The 22463-nt window shown below is 59.0% G+C and carries 22 protein-coding genes and 1 riboswitch; of the genes, 10 read left to right on the top strand and 12 right to left on the bottom strand.

Annotation, left to right across the window (positions count from 1 at the left end):
- Position 1 precedes the first annotated feature (1 nt).
- Positions 2–784: an enoyl-CoA hydratase gene (locus AABB31_RS04135; protein WP_342075712.1), complete on the bottom strand. Its 783-nt coding sequence runs from the start codon at positions 782–784 to the stop codon at positions 2–4.
- Positions 785–835: 51 nt separating this feature from the next.
- Here AABB31_RS04135 and AABB31_RS04130 point away from each other — a divergent pair, with 51 nt between their 5' ends.
- Positions 836–1255, top strand: a complete 420-nt coding sequence (locus tag AABB31_RS04130; protein WP_342078892.1) for a PaaI family thioesterase — start codon at positions 836–838, stop codon at positions 1253–1255.
- A 46-nt stretch (positions 1256–1301) separates the two neighbouring features.
- On the opposite strand, the gene AABB31_RS04125 is transcribed toward AABB31_RS04130, so the two are convergent.
- Positions 1302–1529, bottom strand: coding sequence for a DUF1127 domain-containing protein (locus AABB31_RS04125; RefSeq protein WP_342075713.1), 228 nt, complete (start codon positions 1527–1529; stop codon positions 1302–1304).
- Between the two features lie 85 nt (positions 1530–1614).
- Here AABB31_RS04125 and AABB31_RS04120 point away from each other — a divergent pair, with 85 nt between their 5' ends.
- From AABB31_RS04120 to AABB31_RS04095, 6 genes are all read left to right on the top strand, one after another.
- Entirely contained in the window at positions 1615–3015 is a 1401-nt protein-coding gene (locus AABB31_RS04120; RefSeq protein WP_373635455.1) for a PLP-dependent aminotransferase family protein, read from the top strand.
- Between the two features lie 146 nt (positions 3016–3161).
- Complete coding sequence (gene rplM / locus AABB31_RS04115; RefSeq protein ID WP_342075715.1) at positions 3162–3623, top strand: 50S ribosomal protein L13; 462 nt, start codon at positions 3162–3164, stop codon at positions 3621–3623.
- A complete protein-coding gene (gene rpsI, locus AABB31_RS04110) occupies positions 3623–4123 on the top strand; it encodes a 30S ribosomal protein S9 (RefSeq protein ID WP_342075716.1) in 501 nt (166 codons plus the stop codon). Before rplM ends, rpsI begins: the two co-directional genes overlap by 1 nt.
- Before the next feature lie 118 nt (positions 4124–4241).
- Entirely contained in the window at positions 4242–5114 is an 873-nt protein-coding gene (locus AABB31_RS04105; RefSeq protein WP_342075717.1) for an ABC transporter permease, read from the top strand.
- A complete protein-coding gene (locus AABB31_RS04100; protein ID WP_373635454.1) occupies positions 5111–5911 on the top strand; it encodes an ABC transporter permease in 801 nt (266 codons plus the stop codon). The genes AABB31_RS04105 and AABB31_RS04100 overlap by 4 nt, the downstream gene beginning before the upstream one ends.
- A complete protein-coding gene (locus AABB31_RS04095) occupies positions 5908–6963 on the top strand; it encodes an ABC transporter ATP-binding protein (RefSeq protein ID WP_342075718.1) in 1056 nt (351 codons plus the stop codon). The genes AABB31_RS04100 and AABB31_RS04095 overlap by 4 nt, the downstream gene beginning before the upstream one ends.
- 17 nt (positions 6964–6980) lie before the next feature.
- On the opposite strand, the gene AABB31_RS04090 is transcribed toward AABB31_RS04095, so the two are convergent.
- The 10 genes from AABB31_RS04090 to AABB31_RS04045 form a co-directional block, all read right to left on the bottom strand.
- The gene (locus AABB31_RS04090) at positions 6981–7493 is read right to left on the bottom strand and encodes an acyloxyacyl hydrolase (protein ID WP_342075719.1); all 513 of its coding nucleotides are present in this window, start codon (positions 7491–7493) and stop codon (positions 6981–6983) included.
- A gap of 9 nt (positions 7494–7502) precedes the next feature.
- Entirely contained in the window at positions 7503–8120 is a 618-nt protein-coding gene (locus AABB31_RS04085; RefSeq protein WP_342075720.1) for a TetR/AcrR family transcriptional regulator, read from the bottom strand.
- Complete coding sequence (gene ppk2, locus AABB31_RS04080) at positions 8113–8982, bottom strand: polyphosphate kinase 2 (RefSeq protein WP_342075721.1); 870 nt, start codon at positions 8980–8982, stop codon at positions 8113–8115. The genes AABB31_RS04085 and ppk2 overlap by 8 nt, the downstream gene beginning before the upstream one ends.
- A 115-nt stretch (positions 8983–9097) precedes the next feature.
- The gene (locus AABB31_RS04075; protein ID WP_342075722.1) at positions 9098–10090 is read right to left on the bottom strand and encodes an alpha/beta hydrolase; all 993 of its coding nucleotides are present in this window, start codon (positions 10088–10090) and stop codon (positions 9098–9100) included.
- Positions 10080–10997: a homoserine O-succinyltransferase gene (gene metA / locus AABB31_RS04070; RefSeq protein WP_342075723.1), complete on the bottom strand. Its 918-nt coding sequence runs from the start codon at positions 10995–10997 to the stop codon at positions 10080–10082. The genes AABB31_RS04075 and metA overlap by 11 nt, the downstream gene beginning before the upstream one ends.
- Positions 10998–11035: 38 nt before the next feature.
- Positions 11036–11899 carry an ATPase gene (locus tag AABB31_RS04065; RefSeq protein WP_373635453.1) on the bottom strand — a complete coding sequence of 288 codons (864 nt, stop codon included), beginning with the start codon at positions 11897–11899 and terminating at the stop codon, positions 11036–11038.
- A gap of 111 nt (positions 11900–12010) precedes the next feature.
- Positions 12011–12733 carry a DUF533 domain-containing protein gene (locus tag AABB31_RS04060; RefSeq protein ID WP_373635452.1) on the bottom strand — a complete coding sequence of 241 codons (723 nt, stop codon included), beginning with the start codon at positions 12731–12733 and terminating at the stop codon, positions 12011–12013.
- 457 nt (positions 12734–13190) lie between these two features.
- Positions 13191–14933 carry a S8/S53 family peptidase gene (locus AABB31_RS04055; protein WP_373635451.1) on the bottom strand — a complete coding sequence of 581 codons (1743 nt, stop codon included), beginning with the start codon at positions 14931–14933 and terminating at the stop codon, positions 13191–13193.
- A gap of 36 nt (positions 14934–14969) precedes the next feature.
- On the bottom strand, positions 14970–15536 hold the full coding sequence (locus AABB31_RS04050; protein WP_342075727.1) for a hypothetical protein: 567 nt from the start codon (positions 15534–15536) through the stop codon (positions 14970–14972).
- Between the two features lie 65 nt (positions 15537–15601).
- Complete coding sequence (locus AABB31_RS04045) at positions 15602–19927, bottom strand: hypothetical protein (RefSeq protein WP_373635450.1); 4326 nt, start codon at positions 19925–19927, stop codon at positions 15602–15604.
- Positions 19928–20360: 433 nt separating this feature from the next.
- Positions 20361–20465, top strand: a riboswitch (TPP riboswitch).
- Between the two features lie 43 nt (positions 20466–20508).
- Here AABB31_RS04045 and thiD point away from each other — a divergent pair.
- Genes thiD through thiS form a run of 3 tightly spaced genes read left to right on the top strand, consistent with a single transcriptional unit; the run spans position 20509 to position 22461 of the window.
- Positions 20509–21312: a bifunctional hydroxymethylpyrimidine kinase/phosphomethylpyrimidine kinase gene (thiD, locus tag AABB31_RS04040; protein WP_342075729.1), complete on the top strand. Its 804-nt coding sequence runs from the start codon at positions 20509–20511 to the stop codon at positions 21310–21312.
- Positions 21309–22283 carry an FAD-dependent oxidoreductase gene (locus tag AABB31_RS04035; RefSeq protein ID WP_342075730.1) on the top strand — a complete coding sequence of 325 codons (975 nt, stop codon included), beginning with the start codon at positions 21309–21311 and terminating at the stop codon, positions 22281–22283. The genes thiD and AABB31_RS04035 overlap by 4 nt, the downstream gene beginning before the upstream one ends.
- On the top strand, positions 22267–22461 hold the full coding sequence (gene thiS, locus AABB31_RS04030) for a sulfur carrier protein ThiS (protein ID WP_342075731.1): 195 nt from the start codon (positions 22267–22269) through the stop codon (positions 22459–22461). Before AABB31_RS04035 ends, thiS begins: the two co-directional genes overlap by 17 nt.
- Positions 22462–22463: the final 2 nt, after the last annotated feature.

The raw sequence follows: 22463 nt of genomic DNA, 5'->3' as shown, positions 1-22463 counted from the left end.
TTTACGACCAGTTTGGCGGGCGCTTGCCCAGAAACGCGTTGATCCCCTCATCGGTATCCGCAATCAACATGTTCTGGACCATGACGTCACCGGCATAGGCATAAGCCTCGGCCGTTGACATCTGCGCCTGGGCATAAAAGGCCTGCTTGCCGATTTTCACCGCGGCAGGCAGCTTTTTTGCGATGGATTGGGCCAGTTCGCTTGTTTCACGTTCCAACGCGTCGGCATGCACGGCGCGATTGATCAACCCCAGGTCCTGCGCCTCGCGCGCGTCCACAAATCGGCCTGTCGTCAGCATCTCGAACGCGGCCTTGCGTCCGATATTGCGCGTCAGCGCCACCATGGGCGTGGAACAGAACAGGCCGATATTGACCCCATTGACCCCGAAACGTGTGTCATCCGCGGCGATAGCCATATCGCAGGTGGCGACAAGCTGACAGCCGGCGGCGGTTGCGATCCCGTGGACCTGAGCGATCACGGGCTGGGGCATGGATTGGATGCGCTGCATCATGGTGGCGCAGCGATCAAAAAGGTCCTTGAAATAGGCTGCGCCGCCATCCGGCGCCTGTCGCCCCGCCTGCATTTCCTTTAGGTCATGGCCTGCGCAAAAGGCCTTGCCTGTCCCGCGCAGGATCACGGCGCGCACGCTTGCATCCGCGGCGATATCGTCAAATGCGGATGTCAGGGCCGCCAGCATGTCATCGGATAATGCGTTCAGCCGTTCAGGCGCATCCATTGTCAGTGTTGCAACAGACGCCGCGTCATTGCGGTGCAGGATTGTCATTGGCCGCCTCCCATGCTGGTCTGGCGCCACGGTAATGCAGCGGGGGACAAGATGGAACTGCAGATGGATATTCCGGCACTGGAGCGGTTTGTCGCGACCCATTTTCCGCAAATGGGTGATGACTTTCGGGTTGAGGAACTGACCGAAACAGGGGTGGTCATCAGATTGCACGTGGCAGAGCGGCACTTGCGCCCTGGCGGCACTGTATCCGGCCCGTCAATGTTCGCATTGGCGGATATCGGCATGTATCTGGCTATTCTGGCCCGGATTGGTCCGGTCGCACTGGCAGTGACCACAAATTGTGCCATTGATTTCATGCGCAAGCCCGCCGCCGGGGTAGACATGCTTTGCACGGCGCGTCTGCTGAAACTGGGGCGTGTTCTGGCAGTTGGCGATGCGCTGCTTTATTCCGAAGGACTTGCAGAGCCTGTCGCGCGGGCCTCCCTGACCTATTCGATCCCGCCACGATAAAAAAGGGCCGGATCAGATCCGGCCCAGTTTCGGAAGATGCAGGATGTCAGTCCTGCCAGAAAGGCTTGGATGCTTCCGCCTGGGCGGTGAAGGCATCCAGGCCAATATCGCGCAGCAAATGCTTGTCCAGTCCGCGCAATTGCTTGCGGGTTTTGCGCAATCGGTCCCATTTGGTCACGACCACCGCAAAACGAACCGCAAGATCAGCGACCAGAGGCAGCGGAGCGTATTCATTCAATGCGACGATCTGCGCAGTTCTCAGCGCGTGTGACATGGGTCTATTCCTTCAATTGTATTGACACAATGTAGCGGAATGCTACAATTTCACGGTACAATATGAACAATTACGGGTCTATAAATTGATTGTACCGGATACAATTTGGCAACCAAGCCTGACGGGTGCAGGGAAATCGAAGTATAAGGCGCTTGCACAAGCCATTCGCGACGGGATCGGGTCTGGCGCGCTTGTCGCCGGGGCAAAACTGCCGCCGGTGCGTGACCTGGCTTACCGTGTGGGGGTGACCCCGGGCACGGTGGCGCGCGCCTATAGCCTGCTGACCGATGAAGGGCGGCTGGTGGCCGAGGTGGGTCGCGGCACCTTTGTGGCTGGCCAAAGCCGCAATGCACACGCCATTGTGCCGGCCTTGATTCACGAGGTTGACGAAGACACAGCAGAATTTCGCAGCAGCCGTGTGCCCGATGTGGGCCAGGGGTTGTTGATTGACGACGCCCTGATCCGGCTGGGGCAATCGCACCGGCGGCGGCACATCAATTACCCAACCCCCCAAACGGATTTCGAGGCACGCGCGGCTATCGTCGATTGGATCGGGGCCGGGCGCGTCGGGCGCCTGGATGCTGACCATGTTGTGCTTGGCAATGGCGCGCAGAACTGCGTGATCCTTGCATTGCAGGCGGAATTGCACGGCGCGCACCCGGTCATTCTGACGGAAGAACTGGCCTATCCTGGTGTCCGGCACGCCGCGCGCTTGTTGCGCGCAGAGGTGATCGGCGTGGAAATGGATGACGACGGCATCATCCCGGCGGCCTTGGCGGAAACCTATCGCACCCACGGGGGGCAGGTGTTATTGACGGCGGCAGAAGTACACAGCCCGACAACCACCAAGACAAGCTATGCGCGCAAAAAGGAAATCGCCGCGCTGGCAGAGCGGTTTGGCCTGACGATCATCGAAGATGACTGCCATTCCATCGCGCCAACGGTAGTGCCGGCCTATCGCGCGATTTTGCCGAAGCAATCGTATTTCATATCATCCTTGACCAAATCGGTCAGCGGGGCGCTGCGGTTTGGCTATGCGGTTGCGCCGATGGGACGGCACAAGGCATTGCAGCAAGTTGCGCAAAGCTCGTTTCACGGGGTGGCGCAGCCAATGCTAGATGTCGTAACCGATCTTGTAACACGCGGGGATGCGGCCCGGGTCCGCGATCAGGTGATTGCACATACCGCGCAGCGGGTCCGCCTTGGGGTGAACCGATTAGGGGGATGGGACCTGCGCTGGCGTGAAGATGTGCCATTTCTATGGCTGAAATTGCCGCAGGGATGGCGCGCATCAAGCTTTGCCCTGGCCTGCGAGCGGGCAGGGATCAGTGTGCGTCCGGCGGATGAGTTTGCCCTTGCCAATGCAAGTGCGCCCAATGCTGTCCGGCTGGCCGTGACAACATGCGGATCAGAGCCGCAGTATTTAGCAGCACTTGGGGTTATGAATGACTTGTTGGCGAATCCGGATGTGCGCATGGAAAGTTGATGGGGTAAAATGATACCTAATTTTCAACACGTTGTTTTTGCTTATTTAATCAGGACGCACGGCGCTTGACTGCGCATGCAGGTCCTTTATACCGCCCCAATCCGAATGACTGTGGCCCCGTGCCACCCCAACGATATTGGTGAGATATGAAAACCTTTACCGCAACCCCGGCGGATATCGACAAGAAATGGATCCTGATCGACGCTGAAGGCGTTGTTCTGGGCCGTCTTGCGTCGATCGTCGCGATGCGCTTGCGCGGCAAGCACAAGCCCTCTTTCACGCCGCACATGGATATGGGCGACAACGTGATTGTCATCAACGCTGAAAAAATCCAGATGACCGGCAACAAGCGTGATGAGAAATATTACTGGCACACCGGCCACCCCGGCGGGATCAAGTCCAAGACCAAGGCAGAGATCCTCGAAGGTGCGCATCCAGAGCGCGTTGTGATGAAAGCCGTTCAGCGTATGCTGCCCGGCGGCAAGCTGAGCCGCAAGCAAATGACAAACCTGCGCGTATTTGCAGGCGCTGAACATGGCATGGACGCCCAGAAGCCCGAAGTTCTGGATGTTGCTTCCATGAACAAAAAGAACACGAGGACAGCATAATGGCCGATCAAGTAAACTCGCTCGAAGAGCTGGGCCAAGTCGCCGAAGGTGTCGAAACCGTCGATGCACCTGTCGCGGAACCAGTGATCACCCGTGAACCCGTTCGTGACGAACTGGGCCGGTCCTATGCAACCGGCAAGCGGAAGGATGCGATTGCCCGCGTCTGGATCAAGCCCGGTTCTGGCAAGGTCACCGTGAACGGCAAGGAAATGAACACCTATTTCGCACGTCCGGTGCTGCAGATGATCCTGGCCCAGCCGTTTTCGGTTGCTGGCGTCACAGGTCAGTTTGACGTGGTTGCCACAGTCAAGGGCGGCGGCCTGTCCGGTCAGGCCGGTGCGGTCAAGCATGGTGTGTCAAAGGCATTGCAGCTTTATGATCCATCCTTGCGTCCGGCGCTGAAAGCCGCAGGCTTCCTGACCCGCGACAGCCGTGTGGTCGAGCGGAAGAAATACGGTAAGGCCAAGGCCCGTAAGAGCTTCCAGTTCTCCAAGCGCTAATCGCTCGAAACATCATCACAGAAAGGCGGTCCATCGGGGCCGCCTTTTTTCGTTTTGGGATGGGTGGCCACCGATTTGGGCATTGCACTTTTTGGTGCTTGCGACAAACATTGTTGGGATGTGGCGTAAACTGACCTCAACCGAAACAGGGCGCGGATTGCTGATGGTCAGTCCGCCGGCGCTCTATGCGGTTTTGCTGTTGGCTGTTCCATTGCTGGCGATTGTCCTGTTCAGTTTCTGGACACAGGATTTCATGACGGTCGATACCAGTTTCACGCTGGATAACTACCGCGAGATCATCGACAAACCGATTTACGGGGCTTTGCTGCAAAGGTCGATTTTCGTATCGGCCTGTGTGACGGCGGTGACAGTTTTGCTCGCATTTCCAGTGGCTTATTTTGTATCATTTCATGTGCGGCCCAGCCGGAAATCGCTTTGGCTGTTCCTGATCACAATCCCGTTCTGGACCTCCTATCTGATCCGGGTTTTCCTGTGGAAGGTCATCCTTGGCTATTCCGGGGTTGTGAATACCGGCCTGATCAATCTGGGCATTATCGAAGAGCCGCTGACCTTCATCCTCTACAACGTCAACGCCGTCATCATCACGCTGGCGCATGCTTTCGCCCCCTTCGCAATTCTGCCGATCTTTGTGGCGCTCGAAAAGATCGACAGGTCATTGATCGAGGCATCCCGTGATCTGGGCGAGGGCCGGGTCATGACGTTTTTCCGGGTCACGCTGCCGCTTGCCATGCCCGGTGTGGTGGCGGCGGTGCTGATCGTCTTTATCCCCACAATTGGCGACTACGTGACGCCGGAACTGATGGGCGGGGCAGGCGGCAAGCTGATTGCCAATATGATCCAGACTCAGTTTCTGGCGCTGAACAACGCGCCACTGGGGGCAGCACTGGCGATTGTCGCGATGCTTAGCGTCTCGGCCATCAGCCTTGGCTTTGTGTTGTTGAACCGGCGTTGGTTGCGGGGCCGCACATGAGCCTGCGTCTCTATGCCATCGCCTATCTGATCTTTCTTTATGCGCCGATTGCCTTGCTGCCGCTCTTTGCGTTCAATGATGCGACAATCATCGCCTTTCCGCTGACAGGGTTTACAACCGAATGGTTCGGCGAATTATGGACCAACAAGGCACTGCTGAGTGCGGCCCGGAATTCGCTGTTTATCGCGGTGGTGACGGCCCTGTTATCCACCATTCTGGGCGTCTGTGCCGCGCGTGCGGGGGCCATGTATCGGTTTCCCCTCAAGGCGGGGATCGTGGGGTTTATCATGCTGCCGCTTGTCCTGCCCGAGATTATCGTGGCTGTGTCACTGCTTGTGGTGGTCGTGCAAATCCTTGATTTGCCCCTGTCGCATTGGACCATTATCGCCGCACATGTGCTGATCTGTACCCCGTTCAGCATCGCCATCCTGAATGGGGCATTCCAGAACCTCGACCCGGCCATGGAAGAGGCGGCGATGGATTTGGGCGAAAGCCGGTTTTCCGCGTTTTGGCGGGTCACCTTGCCACTGGTGATGCCCGGGATCATCGCAAGCCTGTTGATAGCATTCACGATTTCGCTGGACGAGTTCATCATCGCCTTCTTCCTGTCGGCGGCGGAACCGACAATGCCGGTCTATATCTGGGGGTTGCTGCGCTTTCCCGCCTCGCTTCCGGTGGTGATGGCGCTTGGGACGATCCTGGTGCTTTTATCCGTGGCCGTCCTGATTGCGGCGGAGATGTTGCGCAGACGCGGGCTGGCGCGCGCCGGGGTCAAGGATAAAGGGGGTTTTCTGTGAAGCCATTGATCGCGCTGGAGGGTGTGAACAAATATTACGGGGATTATCACGCGCTGCGGGACATCAACCTGACGATCAACCCGGGCGAGTTCTTTTCGCTATTGGGCCCGTCAGGCTGCGGCAAGACAACCTTGCTGCGCACCATCGCCGGGTTCGAGGATGTCTCGGACGGTGTTGTGACCATCGGTGACAGGGACATGGCGGGTGTGCCCGCCAATCTGCGGCCCACGAATATGGTGTTCCAGTCCTATGCGATTTTCCCGCACCTCACCGTTGCCGAAAACGTAGCGTTTGGCCTGCGCAAACGCCCCGATATAGACCGCAAAACCGCCGTGCCAGAGGCGTTGGCGATGGTGGGCCTTGCAGGTTACGGGGGCAGGGCGGCGCATGCCCTGTCGGGCGGGCAACGCCAGCGGGTTGCATTGGCCCGCGCGCTGATCCTCAAGCCCAAAGTGTTGTTGCTGGACGAACCGCTGTCAGCGCTCGACAAGAAGATGCGCGAGCAGATGCAGGTCGAGCTGATGAAACTGCAACGTCATGTGGGCATCACCTTTATTCTGGTCACACATGATCAGGAAGAGGCGCTGGTGATGTCGGACAGGATTGCGGTGATGTTTGAAGGCCGCATCGGACAACTGGCGGACGCCGAGACCTTGTACCGGCGCCCGTGCAGCAGGCAGGTTGCCGAATTCATAGGGAAAATGAACTTCTTACCAGCCCAAGTTGATGCGCAAACCGCAACCGTTGCGGGCCTCGGTCGCGCCCCAATCACCCCCGATCAATTGCCCGAGGGGGATGCAAGCGTCGCCGGGATCAGGCCCGAGGCGCTCAGCATCCTGTTTGACGGCGAAACAAGCCCGGCAGAAGAGATCGCAGGCGTTGTCGATGAGGTCGTCTATTACGGCGATATGACCTATTACGATGTCAGGGTCGCGGGGATTGACGCGCCACTGAATATCGCCATGAAGAACGTGATCGGACGCCCGGTGCTGGAAATCGGGGACCAGACGCGCGTGGGATGGGACCCCAGATCGCTGATCCTGCTGCGCTAGCGACGCGCGGAAGGGTTTTAGAATTCCTGCGAAATGCGGATGCCCAATGTCTCGATCCCCGGATTTGTCTCGGTCGCGTTGGCATTCGACCGGTGATCAAAGAACACGGATATGCTTGACCCGGTATCAAGGCGCAAACCCGCGCCCAACGCGCCGCGAAATTGCAGCGGGAAGCCCAGATCAGGCCCGTCGCCGCTGAAATACACACCTGGCATCAACGACAACTCAATAAAAAACGGGCCGTCACTGACGCGTTCTGTCGTCCATTTACCGCCCGCGCCGATCCAGAAATCATCATCGCTGGTCAAGCTGGCCCCAAAGGTGGGTTGAAACGCGCCATAACGTTTGGGCAGATCGTAGATGCCGTAGATCTCATCGCCGATCACCTCTTCCTGAAAATAGGTATCGCCATATTGGATGCTCAGACGGGCAGGCGCTTCGCTTTCTTGCAGGCACTTGGCCTCACAATCATTCAGATAGGTATCCAGGCCGCCCATGATAAAGAAGAAAACGGCAAATCGGCTGTCCATGGCGTGGCCTCAGCTATCGGGTTCCAGCAGGCCAAGCCCGCGCAGGTAAATGCCGATCCCCGTCTCTAGCAGGTCTTCGGGCGGGAAGGGGCTTTGCGTGCCCGGGCTGCCGCGCGCGAACAGCTCCACGACGCCATGGCTCATCGCCCAGATATGCGCACTGAACATCTGTGGCGGCGGGCGTTTTTCAGCAGGGATATGCTGGCTTAGCTCGGCGGCGGCCTTTTCCAGCACACCCATGGCGCGGGTGGCAACGGCGTTCAGCTCCGGTGTGCGGTTGATCGAAATCCCGGACTCGAACATGGCTACGTAGTGGCCCGGGTATTTTCGGGCAAAGGCGAGATAGGCGCGACCGGTCGATTCAAATGCCGACAGTGCGGATGGCTGGCCATTGCCATAGGCATGTTCCATCAGGTCGCCGAACATCTCATAGCCCTCATGGGCCGCTGCGGCGATCAGGTCTTCGCGGCCTTCAAAGTGGCGATAGACCGCCGCCGGCGTCACGCCCGCCTCGCGCGCGGCTTCTGACAGCGTGAACCCCGTCGGACCCCGCTTTTCGATCAGTCGCAAGCAGCCGTTGATCAATGCTTCGCGCAGATTTCCGTGGTGATAACCGCGCTTAGGCATGCCAGTGGTCGATGCCTCCGACAATCTTGGAGTCCACCGCGCCAAGGGCTTTTGGATCCTTGTTGGTGTAATCCAGTTGGGTCAGGATTGCGCGAATGACATTGACCCGCGCGCGGCGTTTGTCGTCGGATCGCACCACTGTCCATGGGGCAGGGGTCGTATCAGTGCGCGTCAAGGTCTCGCCAATCGCGTCCGTGTATGCGTCCCATTTTCCAAGCCCCTCAACGTCGATCCAGGACAGTTTCCACTGCTTGAGCGGATCTTTCTCGCGATCCAGAAATCGCTTGAGCTGGGTAGCGCGACCGACATTCAGCCAGATCTTGATCAATGTGATCCCTTCATCAACCAGCATATGTTCAAATTCCGGGGTCTGGGTGAACCAGCGTTCGCGCTGATCGGGGGTGCAGAACCCAAAGACATGTTCGACCACCCCGCGATTATACCAGCTGCGGTCAAAAATGGTGATTTCACCCTTGGCCGGAAGATGGGCGATATAGCGTTGAAAATACCACTGATCGGCCTCGGTTTCGGTCGGTTTGGACAGGGCCACAACCTTGGTGTTGCGCGGGTTCAGGTTTTCGCGAATGCGCTTGATCGTGCCGCCTTTGCCCGCCGCGTCACGCCCTTCAAAGACGATGGCCACGCGCTGACCAGTCTCCTTGGCCCAGGATTGCATCCGGACAAGTTCGATCTGCAGGTTTTCCAGCGCGTCTTCGTAATCCGCCTTGTCCCAGCGTTTGTCATAGGGAAATGCAGGGTTCAGAATATCGGATTTGCCGGCATCAGCGACAGCCGCACGCACGTCTTTGGGTGCGTCCTCGCGATAATACCGGCTGATACCGCCATCAAATGGCAAATCCATGCAAACTCTCCCGATCTTGTTCAACCTATATGGGGGTTTCTGGGGGCCAGCGCAATTCGGGTCTGCCCACCCGGGGTTTCAATCCACAATGACCCGGCGCAAGAGCATAAGGGACCTACCCGAGGCCCGCCCGCGCCGCCGCCCTGTCAATAGCCTCGATCACGATCCCGGGTTCCGCATGATGGGGCATATGCCCAACCCCTTCCAGCGGCACGATATTCACCGAAGGGACGATCTTGATCACTTCTTCCGCATGTACCTGGATCGGAACGGTCGTGTCCGCAGTGCCATGGACAATCTCGATCGGCAGGGTCAGTTCGGGATAGCGGGCCGCCATCTCGACCACTTTGGGGCGCAGCGTGTTCACCTGCCTGACATTGGCGCGAAAACTATCCAGCCGAAGGGTCAGCGCTGCCCCCACGTAATCGGCATATCCCTCGGGCGGTGATTGCGGTGCAAAAATGCCTTCGATCCCGCTGCGAACCCGGCTGTCAGGCACAAATGCGGTGATCAGCGGGATCGTCACGGCCCCGCCAAAGGCGCTGCCGTTGACGGTGTAATAACCGCCCAGCTCGCCCGGCCAAGGCATTGTGACACCGGCCAGTGAAACAAGGGCGGATGCATTCACGGGGCTGTCGGTATCAAGCCCCTCAACCGCCCAGGCATATGAGACGATACCGCCAAAGCTATGGCCCGCCACAATGGGGTTTTCGATGCCCAGCACCGATGCCGCCTCGCGCAGCATCCGCGCCTGTTCGCGGGGGCCGTCCCCTTCGGTGGTCAGCGCACCAGTTGCGATACCCGGCACCCTGTCGGTATAGCCAAGGCCCGGTCGATCAAAGGCGGTTACCGTATATCTGTCGCTAAGCCGGCCCATCAGATCAAAGGTGAATTCACGCAGGTTTCCGCCAGCACCATGCAGCAATACCAGATGCGGGCCGGTGCCTTCCTGTACGTAATGGACACGCCCGCCGGTCACCTCGACGAATGATCCGATGGGCGGGTAAAGGTCTTCGGCCTTGCCGGACCGGTATGCAGCGCTTGCGCCGGTCAACAGGGCGCCCAGTCCGATGGCGGCTGCGGTGATTGTCAGTGCTTTACGTGCCAATTTTGTCCAACTCAAAATGGGTGGTCTGGTAGATTTGGTTTATCCAGTTGCCATATAGAAGGTGTCCGTGACTTCGCCACCTGTTTTGCGGTTGTTTCGTCGGGTCATCATCCGGATAATAGTTCACCGGCACATTAATCGGTGTGCCCACAGCAATATCCCGGTCATATTCCTGCTTGAGCGTGCCGCTGTCATATTCAAAATGATTGAAGATATAGAGCGCGCGATGCGCCGGATCCTCGACCAAGGCAGGGCCGGCCTCGTCACTGGTGATCAGGGTCGTCAGGCCGGGGGCCGCGTCAATCTCGTCCTGGCGCATTTCTGTCCAGCGGCTGACAGGGATGACGCAATCATCCGAGAACCCCATCAACAGCGGCGAATTGGGGGCGGTGTTGCGGTGGCGCAGGCAACCAAACAGCTTGTGATCCAGCAGGTGTTTCTTGACCCCGTGGAAATAGTTGATCATCGCCATCCCACCCCAGCAGACCCCGAAAGTGGCGTGCACATTGGTCTGGGTCCATTCAAAGACCTGGGTCAGTTCATCCCAATAGGTCACCTCCTGAAAGGGGAGATGTTCAATCGGCGCACCGGTGATAATCAGCCCGTCGAACTTTTCGTCCCGGACCTCGGCAAAGGTCTTGTAGAACTCTTCCATATGGGCGGCGGCAGTGTTCTTGGTCTGATGCTCTGACATGCGGATCAGCGTCAGTTCGATCTGCAGGGGGGTGGCCCCGATCAGCCGTGCAAACTGATTTTCAGTGTCGATTTTCTTGGGCATCAGGTTCAGCAGCGCAATCCGCAAAGGGCGGATATCCTGACGGGCGGCGGCATCTTCGTCCAGCACCATCACGCCTTCGGTTGACAGAACGTCATAGGCGGGCAGGGCGGAGGGGAGTTTTATAGGCATCGGTCTTGTCCTGGATCGGGTGAGCAGAGATAGGCGGCTTAGCCACGCATCTCAAGTGCGTCAGCGATCATACTGACAAAGCCCTCCGTATCGTGAACGTTTGTGACCGCATCCATGGGCACGGTCACACCCCAGCGGTCGGCCATCGCCTTGTAGCGGGGCTGGCGATGAGCCAGCGCCTTGCCAAAGGCCCAGCGGATGAAATCATCGGGGTTTACCTTGTCGGGTGCGACGTTGAATTCGTCCAGATAAGCCCGCCATGTGGATAGCAGGAATGTCGGATCATACGACATCGGCTTGGGCTCGCGGTCGAACCGGCGGATCAGCTCGGCTGTATGTGCGTCGCTCCCCTCGATCCAGACCATCAGCGTTTTGCTGCTGAGATCGGCCATGATCGGATCTTCGGGATCATTCACATCCACCCATTCGCAGATCGACCCGCCCGTGTCGCAAATGAAATGGGGGTATTGATACAGCCGGTGCGAGCGTTCGATGAAATGCCCTGTATCATAAAGGGCGGCAATCTCGGCGGCCTGAAACTGATCCTGCCGGCGCGTATATTCGTCCCACGGGAGCCCACCCAATGCCGGATCGCCGGGTTTGCCGAGGTAAGAGGACATCGGGCGCAGATCGTTGAACGAGATATTTGACCCGATATAGATACTGTCAGAACGCAACAAATCGCGCAGGAAGGGGACCTTCATCGCCTCGCGTTTTGCATTGTCTGCAATCAGCTCGCCCATGTAGCGGGTGCCGATCCGATAATCTATTGAGTAGTGGAACCAGTCCCCGCCGCTGCGCAGCATGTTGGACAGGTAGGTCTTGCCCAGGCCGGACATGGCAAACAGCAAAACGCGCTTTTGGGGGGCGTTGCGCCATTCGGATGCAGATGAATATATCATGACGCCCTGACTAGCGCCCGGCTGCCAAATCTTCCAGAGCAGATTTGCGGAGGGCCACAGCCGCTATGACAAACGCGGCCCGTAAGGGCAGGCCGCGTTGTGTTTTGATGGTCAGCTATACAGGCGCGGGGCGCCCAAGCGGTCGTGAATGTCATTTGCCGTTGCCGGTTGGATGCCAAGACCACCAGCAAGTTCGTGCAGATATTGGGCTTCGGCCTGATTGTCCGGGCTGATCGCATTCAGCGACATGGTGTAGACTTGGGTTTCCAGCCCGCGTGGCGTGTCCGATGCCAAGGCCGAAGCGCTGACAGGCTCGTCCAGTATCTGCTGCAGGGCCTGTACATCCGCCGGATCGCCGTCGCGCAGCAATTCCATCAAGCTGGCCTTTTCGGCCGCATCAATATCGCCATCGGCGCGCGCGGCCTGGGTCATTGCGCGCAGCATCAGGCGCGCGACCTCGTCCTCGTTGGGTTCCTCTGCCGGATTGTCCTGGTTCAACAGGCCCTCAAGCCCGCCACCACCACCACGTGCGCCCGCAAGACCGCCCAGCAGGGCACCCAGCCCGCCAAGTCCGCCAGCCGCCGCGGCACCACCACCGCCGCCGCCGGTCAACTGCCCGAGCATATCGCCAAGCCCGCCGCCAGCACCGCCGCCGCCGCCCAGCTTGCCCATGATGTCACCCAGACCGCCCATGCCGCCTGCGGCACCAGCCTGCTGGGCGCCACCGCCGCCGCCAAGCCCCTGCATGATCTGTCCCAGACCACCCTTGCCCTTCATTGCGTCCATGCCCTTGGCCATTGCAAAGCCAATCGCCATCTTTGTCACGGTATTCATTAGCGACATTAGTCATCCCCCTGATATACGCATTCGTTTTTGAATGTCCGGGGCATGATGCGACCTATGACCGCCATAGTCCAGAGCCGGGCCTGACCGGATGACTGCGGCTTGCCGCGATGCCGCCGGGATGGGCGGCACCGGGGCAGGGCCGGGTCAACGGACGCTTAGGGTCAGGACCCATTAATTCCACACCGCCAGCGCAGATTTCACGAAATATCAGCGGTTTGGGACGCGCAGGCCATTCTTCTACGGACAAGCGGCCCGCGCCGCTGAGATGAAGTGAAATCTGTGCCCGAAGGGTTTGGCTGATTTTGGCCGTGATCATCGTTGCATCCCCTTGCAATAGAACCACTATTGCTGCGGGGCTGCGCCTCGTCACGACCAAAATCAGTCAAACTGGCGGCGTGGAATTAATGGGTCCTGACCCTAACATGTGTCTGCGTCCGGGGTCGTTTCAGGCTGCGGCATTGTCGGATACGCCCAACCGCTCCATCGCGTTGTCCTGCGCGTCCTCGCTGAGGTTTTCATCGCTGTCGATATAGTCGGCGACGTCTTCCTTTTCCGCTTCCGTCAGCTTTGATGTGTCCACGCCATAGGTGCCAGCTTCTGCATCGTAGCGGATCACCCCGCGATCAATGAGTTCGTCAAAGCGACTTTCGCTGCGAGCCAACGGAACGACGCCACCACTGGCGCCGGTGACCGTAAAGACACCCAGGGCCAGCATCATGCGCGCTGCGTCACGGCTGGTTTCCTTGCCGGTGCGGAAGAATGTCAGGCCCGAAAGGCTGAAAATCTCGCTGATGTAAGACGCTGACGGTGCGTCCTCATCCCAAACCGGCCGCCTTGACGGGTTGGTTCGTGAGATGTCTTTGACAACAGTTGAAAATCTGGACCGCCCGGGTGGGCGTGGGCGTGGGGGGGTCGGCTTTCCGACAGGCCGATCTCTGACGCCCTTGGCCAGCGGTTCTCTGATACGTTGTCTTTTCCTGTCATTCTCGCTTCTGGGTCTGCGCTCCGCGGGACCGTAAAAGTTAACATTTGTCTCCGGCAGATCGGGTTGGACATCAACGACATGGATGTTGTTATTTCTCATCATCCGATCCCCGGCCTTGATCAACGCGCGGGGATCCAGAAGGCGGTAGTACCCGTCGGTATGATTGACGTCAGGTCTCCGACCTCCCGCCCCGCCGTTCCCGCGGTAATAGTACTTTTTGCCGGTTTTGTTCAGAAGTGTCCGGATTTCTTCCGGGCGGAACTTGCGCCCATATTTAGAAATCGCGCGCTCTTGCAAAAGCTGGATCACACCGGCCACCAGAGGTGCTGAAAAACTTGTGCCCCTTGCGTTGACAAAGCTGTTACTTCCATCAGCTATATTTCGCTTTCCGAATGTCTTGTCCACGACGGTTACGATACCCGGATTGAAAACGGAGTCTTTGTCAATGTTCCGGCCACCTGTGTTTTCGTCCCCCGATCCAACAACGATCACGTTCGGAAACCGTGAATATAAATCGTCGATAACGTTGTCATAATAGCCAGGAGCGCCCGCTCCGCTGTCGACATCTCTCCAATTGCCAGCAGACACGACGATAATAACACCGGCTGCCTCTAGTCTTTCAAGCATTTGCCGCGGAACCGGGATAGTCGAAAGTGCAACGGCGCTTATGTTGAGTACAACGGATTTGTTAGGATTTTCTTCAGCGTATTCTATAACTTTTTCCAGCTCTCCAAGTATGATGGGGAGGACCGCTGTTGGCTCTTGACGCGGTGAGCCGTTTGTGTAGTTTCCGGAGGTCAAGCCGATTAATTTCGTTCCAGGGGCGACGCCTCTTTTGCCATTGAATTTTCCTGAGATCACGCTCGCCACCATTGTCCCATGGTTTTCGCGGTCCTCGAATCGATATCCTTGAGTATTTTCACGGCTTTCATTGGTGACCGACCCGTTACCAGTCGGGCCACGCTGAAGTGACGGGTGACTGGTATTGATCGGCTTGTCGAGTACGAACGTCGTCGTGCCTGATCCATCATAGGCGCGTCCGGTTGAATCCGCGAAGCCTGATAAATCCGTCGAGTGAATGTTCGTGCGATCCCTGGCGCGCATTTCGTGATATGGTGGGTTGCTTGGACGGTGAACCCGAAGACCCGTGCGGTCGACACCGTTCGTGACATCCACAGCCTTCAGGTCTTCGCTTGCTGCCATGAGGACGTAAGAACCGGGGGGAACGCGGTCGAAACTTTAATTCCCGTTGCTATCGGTGATGGTTGAGATTTCGCCCGCATTATATTGACCGTCTCCATTCTCATCGAAGAATATCTGCTCGTAGGGTCTGGGTAGCCCGGTGCGTGGGTCAAATGCTCTCCCGCGGACTGGCATGCGCCGCTCTTTTTCAAACGGTGGCGTTGGCCCGGGTTGGACAGGTGCAGTATCGCGGTGCCGACTATTGTAGCGGAGCATTCTTCCGATGGGGCGGCCGACCGACTTGCCGTTGTCCTCGTCATTAGATGACTGCTCTGCATCGGGTGCGAGGAAAATGCCGTCCCCTGTCATCGTGACTTCCCGGTCGTTTGCAACCGTGATCAGTTCCGCATCCTGCCAGTCGAGGATGCCGTCGCCGTTGCCGGCATAAAGGTCGAGGTCGGTTTGTGCCTCCTTGTCCAGCCCGATCGTGTCGAGCATTGCGCTGCGTTCTTCGGCGTCGATTTTGGGAGAGGCGAGGATGGCTGTCACGACCTGCAGCCGCTGTTCACCGTCCAACCCGTCGGGGTTCAGATCCCACGTGCCGTCATCGTTGAGCGTGATCACGCCCTCGCTCTCCATCCTTTTGAGGTCGTCATTTGTGATCTCTGAATCGCCCAGGTTCAGACCCGTCAGGACAAGGTCAGCAAGGCTGCCATCGGGTGCTGGTGGGTTATTTTCTCCACCGGGTGCTGTGTCGGGGCTGTCGGTGTTGTCCGGCTTATCCGGCGCGACGGTGACAGCAACGATGGACGCCGCCAGCGCGCCAAGGGCCAGCCGCCCCCGATCTCAAGCCCCTTGATGACCAGCGCCCTTCTGAGCCCCTTGATGCTGTTGACGCCAAAATGCTCCATCAGCTTCTTGAGCTTGGCGGGATCCTTGAAGTTGTCCACTTCGATCTTTTCAACTTCGTCGACAATGCTGGACAGATCATCAAAATCGCTGCTCAGCAAACTGGATGAATCGCTGTCGCTGGCGCTGAGAAAGTCATCCCCAAGCGCCTCGCGCGCGGCCGTCAGCTCTTCAGAGCTCAGCGTGCCGTCATTATTGCCGAACGCATAGTCCAGATCCTGCTGTTCAGCCGTGCTGAACCCCATCTCGTCCAGCAGATCCGCACCGCCATCAGGCGCATTATCGAGGATATAGCCGACCATCTCGAAGACTTGGTCGTTGCTCAGCCCGCTTAGGTCGACATGCCAGCTGCCGCCTTCGATTTTCAGCAGCCCGCTATCCAGGTGATCCTGCAATTGATCGCGGGTCATGGGGCCGCCATTGAGCGCCTCGAGCACCTCCAATGCCTCTGCCCCATCCAGTGTGACCTCACCGGGTGCGGCATAGGTCCGGCCCAGTTTTTCCAGGCTGTCGCCAAGGACCCCGGCGCTGATCCGGTCGTCCGGCCCAAGCCCTGCCGCAGCAAACAGCCGGGTGGCGGTCGGGGCCGGATCAGGCAATTGCGCAAGGCCCGTGCGGTAAATCTCAAAGACACCGCCATTCGTGGGGTCCGTCGTGATGCGAATATCCAGCGGGATCGCGCGGACCTCATCACCGGTCAGGACCCCGTCGCCATTGCCCAGCTTGCGGTCAATCAGAACCAGATCATCCATCGTCTCGACGATGCCAAGGCGCTTGAGCGTGTCGAACTTTTCGCCACCGGACATGCCGCTATCAAGCACATCGGCCAGAATGGCGCGGCGGTTCGTGTGGTTGAGTTTTGACGGGTCAAGACGCCATTGCCCGCCGGAGACTGACAATCTTCCATCACCCATCAGGCCCTGCAGATTTTCCAGGGTCAGCGGCCCGCCATTGATCGCCTCAAGCGCCTGTGCGGCATCACTGGCGGAATAACTGCCATCGCCTGCGTCAAACGAAACCCCCAGCGTATCAAGGCCTTTGACAAGCGCATCCGCAGACAAGGTGTCGGTATCGGCGACGCCCGCGGCCTCAAAGATCGCGCCGGCATCAACGGTTTGAGGGCTTTCCGGGGTGTCCGTGACGGGGCCAGGGACCTCTTCAACATAGGTGCTGTTGATCTTGATCGACGTGTTGAACGGCGCCCAGACATCCGTGCCGGCCGGGTCCAGGCCACTGTCGACACTGACCACATATTCGTCATTACCCTCCTGGCCGTCCTGCAGGCTGAACTCTTTGCCTTCGTAAAAGAACGCGCCGCTCCGGGCGTTTTCGTCGCGGATCACGACAAGGCGGACCGTCGGCGGTTCCCCATTCACATGCGGAATGAACCCGGCCCCGTCTGTCAGGGCAACGCCATCACCCGTGCCGCTATATTCAGCGCCCTGTCTGGCCCAGCCGATCTTCCAGTCGCCATTCTCGTCCTTGTACTGAACCTCGTAGCGCGTGTGCTTGATGTCATTCGTTTCATTGAGAAAGTTTTCAGTGTCGTTGGCGTCGGCTGAGAAGATCACATCCCCGTTGATCAGGGTGCCTTCCTGGCCTGTGTAAAGGCTGGGCGGATCAAGCGCGTCGACCGTCACACGGGTGCGGGCAAATGCGTCGATGGTGCCCGCGGGGTCGGTGATCGTGCCCAGGAGCTCGATCAGACCGACCGAGGTCTGTCCGCCGTCCTCGATCTCTTCTTCGATATACTCACCGTCCTTGATCACCCCAACGCTGGCGATATTGTCATTGACGTTGCGCCCAAAGTTGGAATCTGTTCTTGAATACATGTCATATTCAAGCTTATCCCCGTTCTGAACGGGCCTGTATTCTACATAGACGGTCCCTTCCTCGCCGGGCTTGCCATAGACGGCCCGGATATTGGGCCGCCCATCGCGGCCATCAAAGATAACAGGGGCCTGGAACGGGCCAAAACCACCATCCTGATCGGTATCGCGCGAGGCTGTGACCCATTTGCCGTCCTTGCGCTGATACTGGATCTCGGTGATCCCTGTCGTGCCGCTGCGTGTGCCGCGGGAGGTTTCGATCACGGCAAGTTTGCGATGCTCAACCGGAATATCTTCGGTCGCCGTCGAGGCCACACCCGCATCATAATACTGCGCATTTCCGGGCACGGTTTCATCATCAACCGGGCCTGAGGGCGCGGCGGGTGGCGGGGGTGGCGTGCGCCGCTCAAGCTGGCGGGGGCCGAATGCCACATAGCCATCAGCAAGTGCGGCCTTGAGTTCTACAGAGTTCATCACGCCGTCGCCATCGCCATAGACTTCGTCAATCGTCTCCATCGTCTTGGGGTCAATCAGCCCCAGATCCTTGTTCAGGTTATACTCCAGCAGTTGCCCGTCGTATTCGGGCAGGGCGTTGACGTCATCATTCAGTGTCTGGCCTTCCTTAATGCGGAAGACATTGTCGACGATGCGGTCCGCCTGTTCCGGCGTCGCCTTGGACAGATCAATAGAGAATGTCCCATTCTCGATCCTGATCACGCCCTGTTCTTTCAGCGCCCCGAATTGAGACGCAGACAGGGTTTTGTTGCCAGACAAAAACTGCAGGACCAGATGGAAGTTGGCACCGCCTGCGATATCGCCATCCAGCGTGATACCGGCCGCCTCAAGCTTGCTCTCCAGATCCTCCCAGGCGATGGGGCTGTCGCCCAGAATCTCCCGGCCTTCGGAAACAGCCTCTGCCTTGTCCTTCAGCAGGTTCTCAAGCCCCTCACCAACACGCGCGTCAGGGGATTCAGGGAACGGTTCTGCGGTCTCTTCAAGGGCCGCGCGGTCATCACCAACGCGGATTGTGACCGTGCCCCCGTTGTCATCAGTCGCATAGGTCCTGGTGACGATACCTTCCTCATTGGGGACCAGCGCTTGCGGGACGAGTTTCACCTCTTTCCCGCCCTTTGTCATGTTGCGCACGCGTATTTTGGTGGTGCCATCTTCGGGAAGCTTGATCATTGTCCGGCCAGATGGGTCCCCCGCAGGTTTGACGCCCGCAGTCTCCCACGAGCCGTCTTCGTTCTGAAACTCCACCCGGACCTCATCGGGGGTATTGAAATCCACCTCCATAAACTGGTCGGATCCCTCGGACAGGTCCATATTCTGCAGATCTGCGGTCAGCAAATTCTCGGGCAGGTCCGTCGTGTCATTGCCCGGCAGGACGATCGGGCGCAGTACATTCAGCCCAGTTTCAAGGCGCTCCTTCTCATCGGAGGGGTCATCCTTGAGGTTCAGGCCCAGTAACTTGGCGCGGTCATCTGCGGATAATGGGGTGCCGGCATCTTCATTGTCAGGCTGGGCGCTGCTGCGCGCATTTGCCGTCACGGTCTGCCCGCCCAGCCGCACCTTGGCCTTGTCGTTCTTGCGCGGGGTGAAGTCCGCTTGGGTCAGCTTGCCCCCCCGGACCACCTTGGCAACCCGCGCACCCACATCACCCGGTGCCAGTTCCAGCCCGCGCTGGCTGACCTGCGCCCCAAGCCACTCGCCCATCTCCTCGCGGATCGCCGCGCCTTGCCGGGCCGGGGACAGCCCCTGGCGCACCATGATCACGTTCTTGCCGGGCACATAAGCCGCATCCACACCGGGCGGCAGCGCATTGCGCGGCGCCGTGCCCTTGCGGATCTCCGCGCGCGAGGCGGTCGGCACCGAAATAATCCGGGGCCGCGGCCCGCCTTTGCGCAGCGTCTGGCTTAATATGTCATCAAACAACAGCTGTTCTTCGAGCGTCAATTCCTCGATCTGCTTGCCGAACAGGGCTTCGGCCAGCGCCTGATCGCCATCGGGCTGTTCGCCGAAATCCTGCATCTGCTGGCGGGCATCATTCCCCCGGTCGCCAAGATTTGCGGAATCCTGAGACCCTGACCGCGACTGGACTTTCCGGGTGCCTTGGGTTGTCTCATCAGCACCATCACGGCGCCCGGCCTGCGCGGTCTCACGCCGCTTACGCGCCGCCTGATCCCGCACCACCGCACCACGACGGCTGAGCGGGCGCGCACCACCTGTGACAACAGACTGACCAGCACCGGGGCCTTTGTTGATACCATCAAGCATAATAGATCTCCTTAAAACACCGGAGGGATTGCCGGCCGTGCATCAGTCCTAGCAATTTCAAGACATTTCTCTGATAAGAACACCACACGCGAAATTTGCGGACCACCACCTAGAAAAACAAGTAAGCCCCAGGAAACCAAGTGAAGGAACCGTGCAAGCGCGCTGTTCGCTGGGTTCGCCAGCAGCAGTAAAAAAGGCGCCGGCATGCAATTACCTCCTCTGAGCGTTCTTCCCCGCGATCAACCGCCCCAAGGATGCCCGCGATCGACAATAGACATTGACGCTGACCCGAAAGACCCGCTTGCACCACTGATATTTGCCGGGCCGATGCAAGCGGTGACTGTGTCCTGATCGGGGCAGCGGCGCGGCGTGGCAGTGAGCGATAGCGAAGGAATATGTGTTTGACACAATGCGGGTGGCTTGTTAGCTGCGCCATGAACCGTTGGGGTGCCTTGTTGAAGGCTGAGAGGCGCAATCGCGCTAACCCATCGAACCTGATCCGGGCAATTCCGGCGTAGGGAACGGTCTTTGCGTTAGCAGGCAGTTTTCATGCGCGGTGCCCAACCTAAAGGGGCACCAGAATGGCGCAGATCGCGTTGACGATTGCAGGATCTGACAGCGGCGGCGGGGCAGGTATTCAGGCCGACCTCAAAGCGATGTCGGCGCTTGGGGTCTATGGCGCGTCAGTCATCACAGCCGTGACGGCCCAGAATACGCAGGCCGTGACCGCCGTACACGGCATTCCGCTGGACGTGATCAGCGCGCAGATTGAGGCGGTTCTTGGCGATCTGGACGTCAAAGCGATCAAGATCGGTATGCTGGCAACACCCGATATCATTCACTGCGTCGCCGCAGCACTTGAGGGATATTCAGGCCCGATTGTGCTTGATCCCGTGATGGTCGCGAAATCCGGTGACGCGCTCTTGGCCGACAACGCTGTCGCGACACTCCGGGATGTTTTGATCCCGCGTGCGACAGTGCTGACGCCCAATCTGCCTGAGGCGGCCCGTTTGCTTGGGTTATCTGATGCGCAGGACCGCACGCAGATGACGGCGCAAGGATACGCGCTCTGCGACGTAGGTGCGCAGGCGGTCCTGATGAAGGGCGGACATGCGACGGGGGATATTTGCCACGATATTCTGGTATCCGGCGAAGAGGTGCGTGCCGAACTTGCGGCCCCGCGTCGCAAGACAGGCAACACCCATGGGACCGGGTGCACATTGTCGTCCGCTATCGCGGCTGGGTTGGCCAAGGGGTTCACTTTGACAAAGGCAGTGCAAGAGGCGCACCGCTACTTGCAGGCCGCCATTTGTGCGGCGGATGAGCTGCATATCGGCAACGGCCATGGCCCCGTCCACCATTTCCATCCCTTCTGGCCGGCATGAGCATTTGGTCCGTCATAGGTGCCGGTGTCGCAGGACTAGCGGTTGCGACCGAACTCGTCTCGCGCGGGGCCAGGGTTGAGGTGTTTGACCCCGCTGGTCCGCCGGGGCCGCACGCCTGTTCCTGGTGGGCGGGCGGTATGCTTGCGCCATGGTGCGAGTTCGAGAACGCGGAAGAGCCCGTCTTGCGCCTCGGCCAAAAGGCAATCGGCTGGTGGGCTGATAAGACCGACATTCAAAGGAACGGTACACTGGTTGTTGCCGCCCGACGGGATTTGCCCGACTTGCGCCGTTTTGCACGCCGAACCGAAGGCTTTACCGCCGTCAGCACAATGATCGCAGAGCTTGAGCCTGATCTCCCTAACCTGTCTGAAGGCTTGTTCTTCGACGCCGAAGCCCATCTTGATCCGCGAAAGGCATTGCATTGCCTCCACGACAGGCTTGTTGAAAATGGGGTGGTATTTCATCACAAACCCGCGCCCGAAGGCCTGCCCAATGCGATTGATTGCAGGGGTTTACGCGCCCGTGACGTGCTGCCCGATCTGCGCGGTGTCAAGGGCGAGATGCTGATGATCCGCTGTCCAGATATCACCCTGAACCGCCCTGTGCGGCTCCTGCATCCGCGCATCCCTCTCTACATCGTGCCCCGCGGCGACGGGATCTACATGCTGGGGGCGACAATGATCGAGAGCGAGGATCGCAGCCGGATCACCGCCCGTTCCATGCTGGAACTGCTGAGCGCAGCCTATGCGCTAAACCCGGCCTTTGGTGAGGCCGAGGTGCTGGAAATTGGCGTGGATCTGCGGCCTGCCTTTCCGGACAACCTGCCGCGCATTCGCAGACGAGGGCGTACAATTTATGCCAACGGGCTCTACCGCCACGGGTATCTGCTTGCACCCGCGCTGGCACAGGGCGTGGCGGATTTGGCCCTCAACAATACACATTCGGAGTTGGTTGATGAAGATCGTACTTAACGGCGGGTCGCGTGACGTCGCTGCCACAACGCTTGCAGACCTTTTGGACGAATGCGGGTTTTCAGGCCGTGTTGCCACGGCGCTGAACGAAAACTTCGTGCCTGCCGCCTCTCGCGCAGATGCCGCATTGTCCGACGGGGACCGTATCGAGGTTGTCGCACCAATGCAGGGGGGATGAGC

It is taken from the genome of Yoonia sp. SS1-5 (assembly GCF_038443705.2).
GTDB classification, from domain to species: Bacteria; Pseudomonadota; Alphaproteobacteria; order Rhodobacterales; family Rhodobacteraceae; genus Yoonia; species Yoonia rhodophyticola.
Note: the sequence above shows the minus strand (reverse complement) of the source record. Positions and strands in the feature narration are given on the sequence as shown.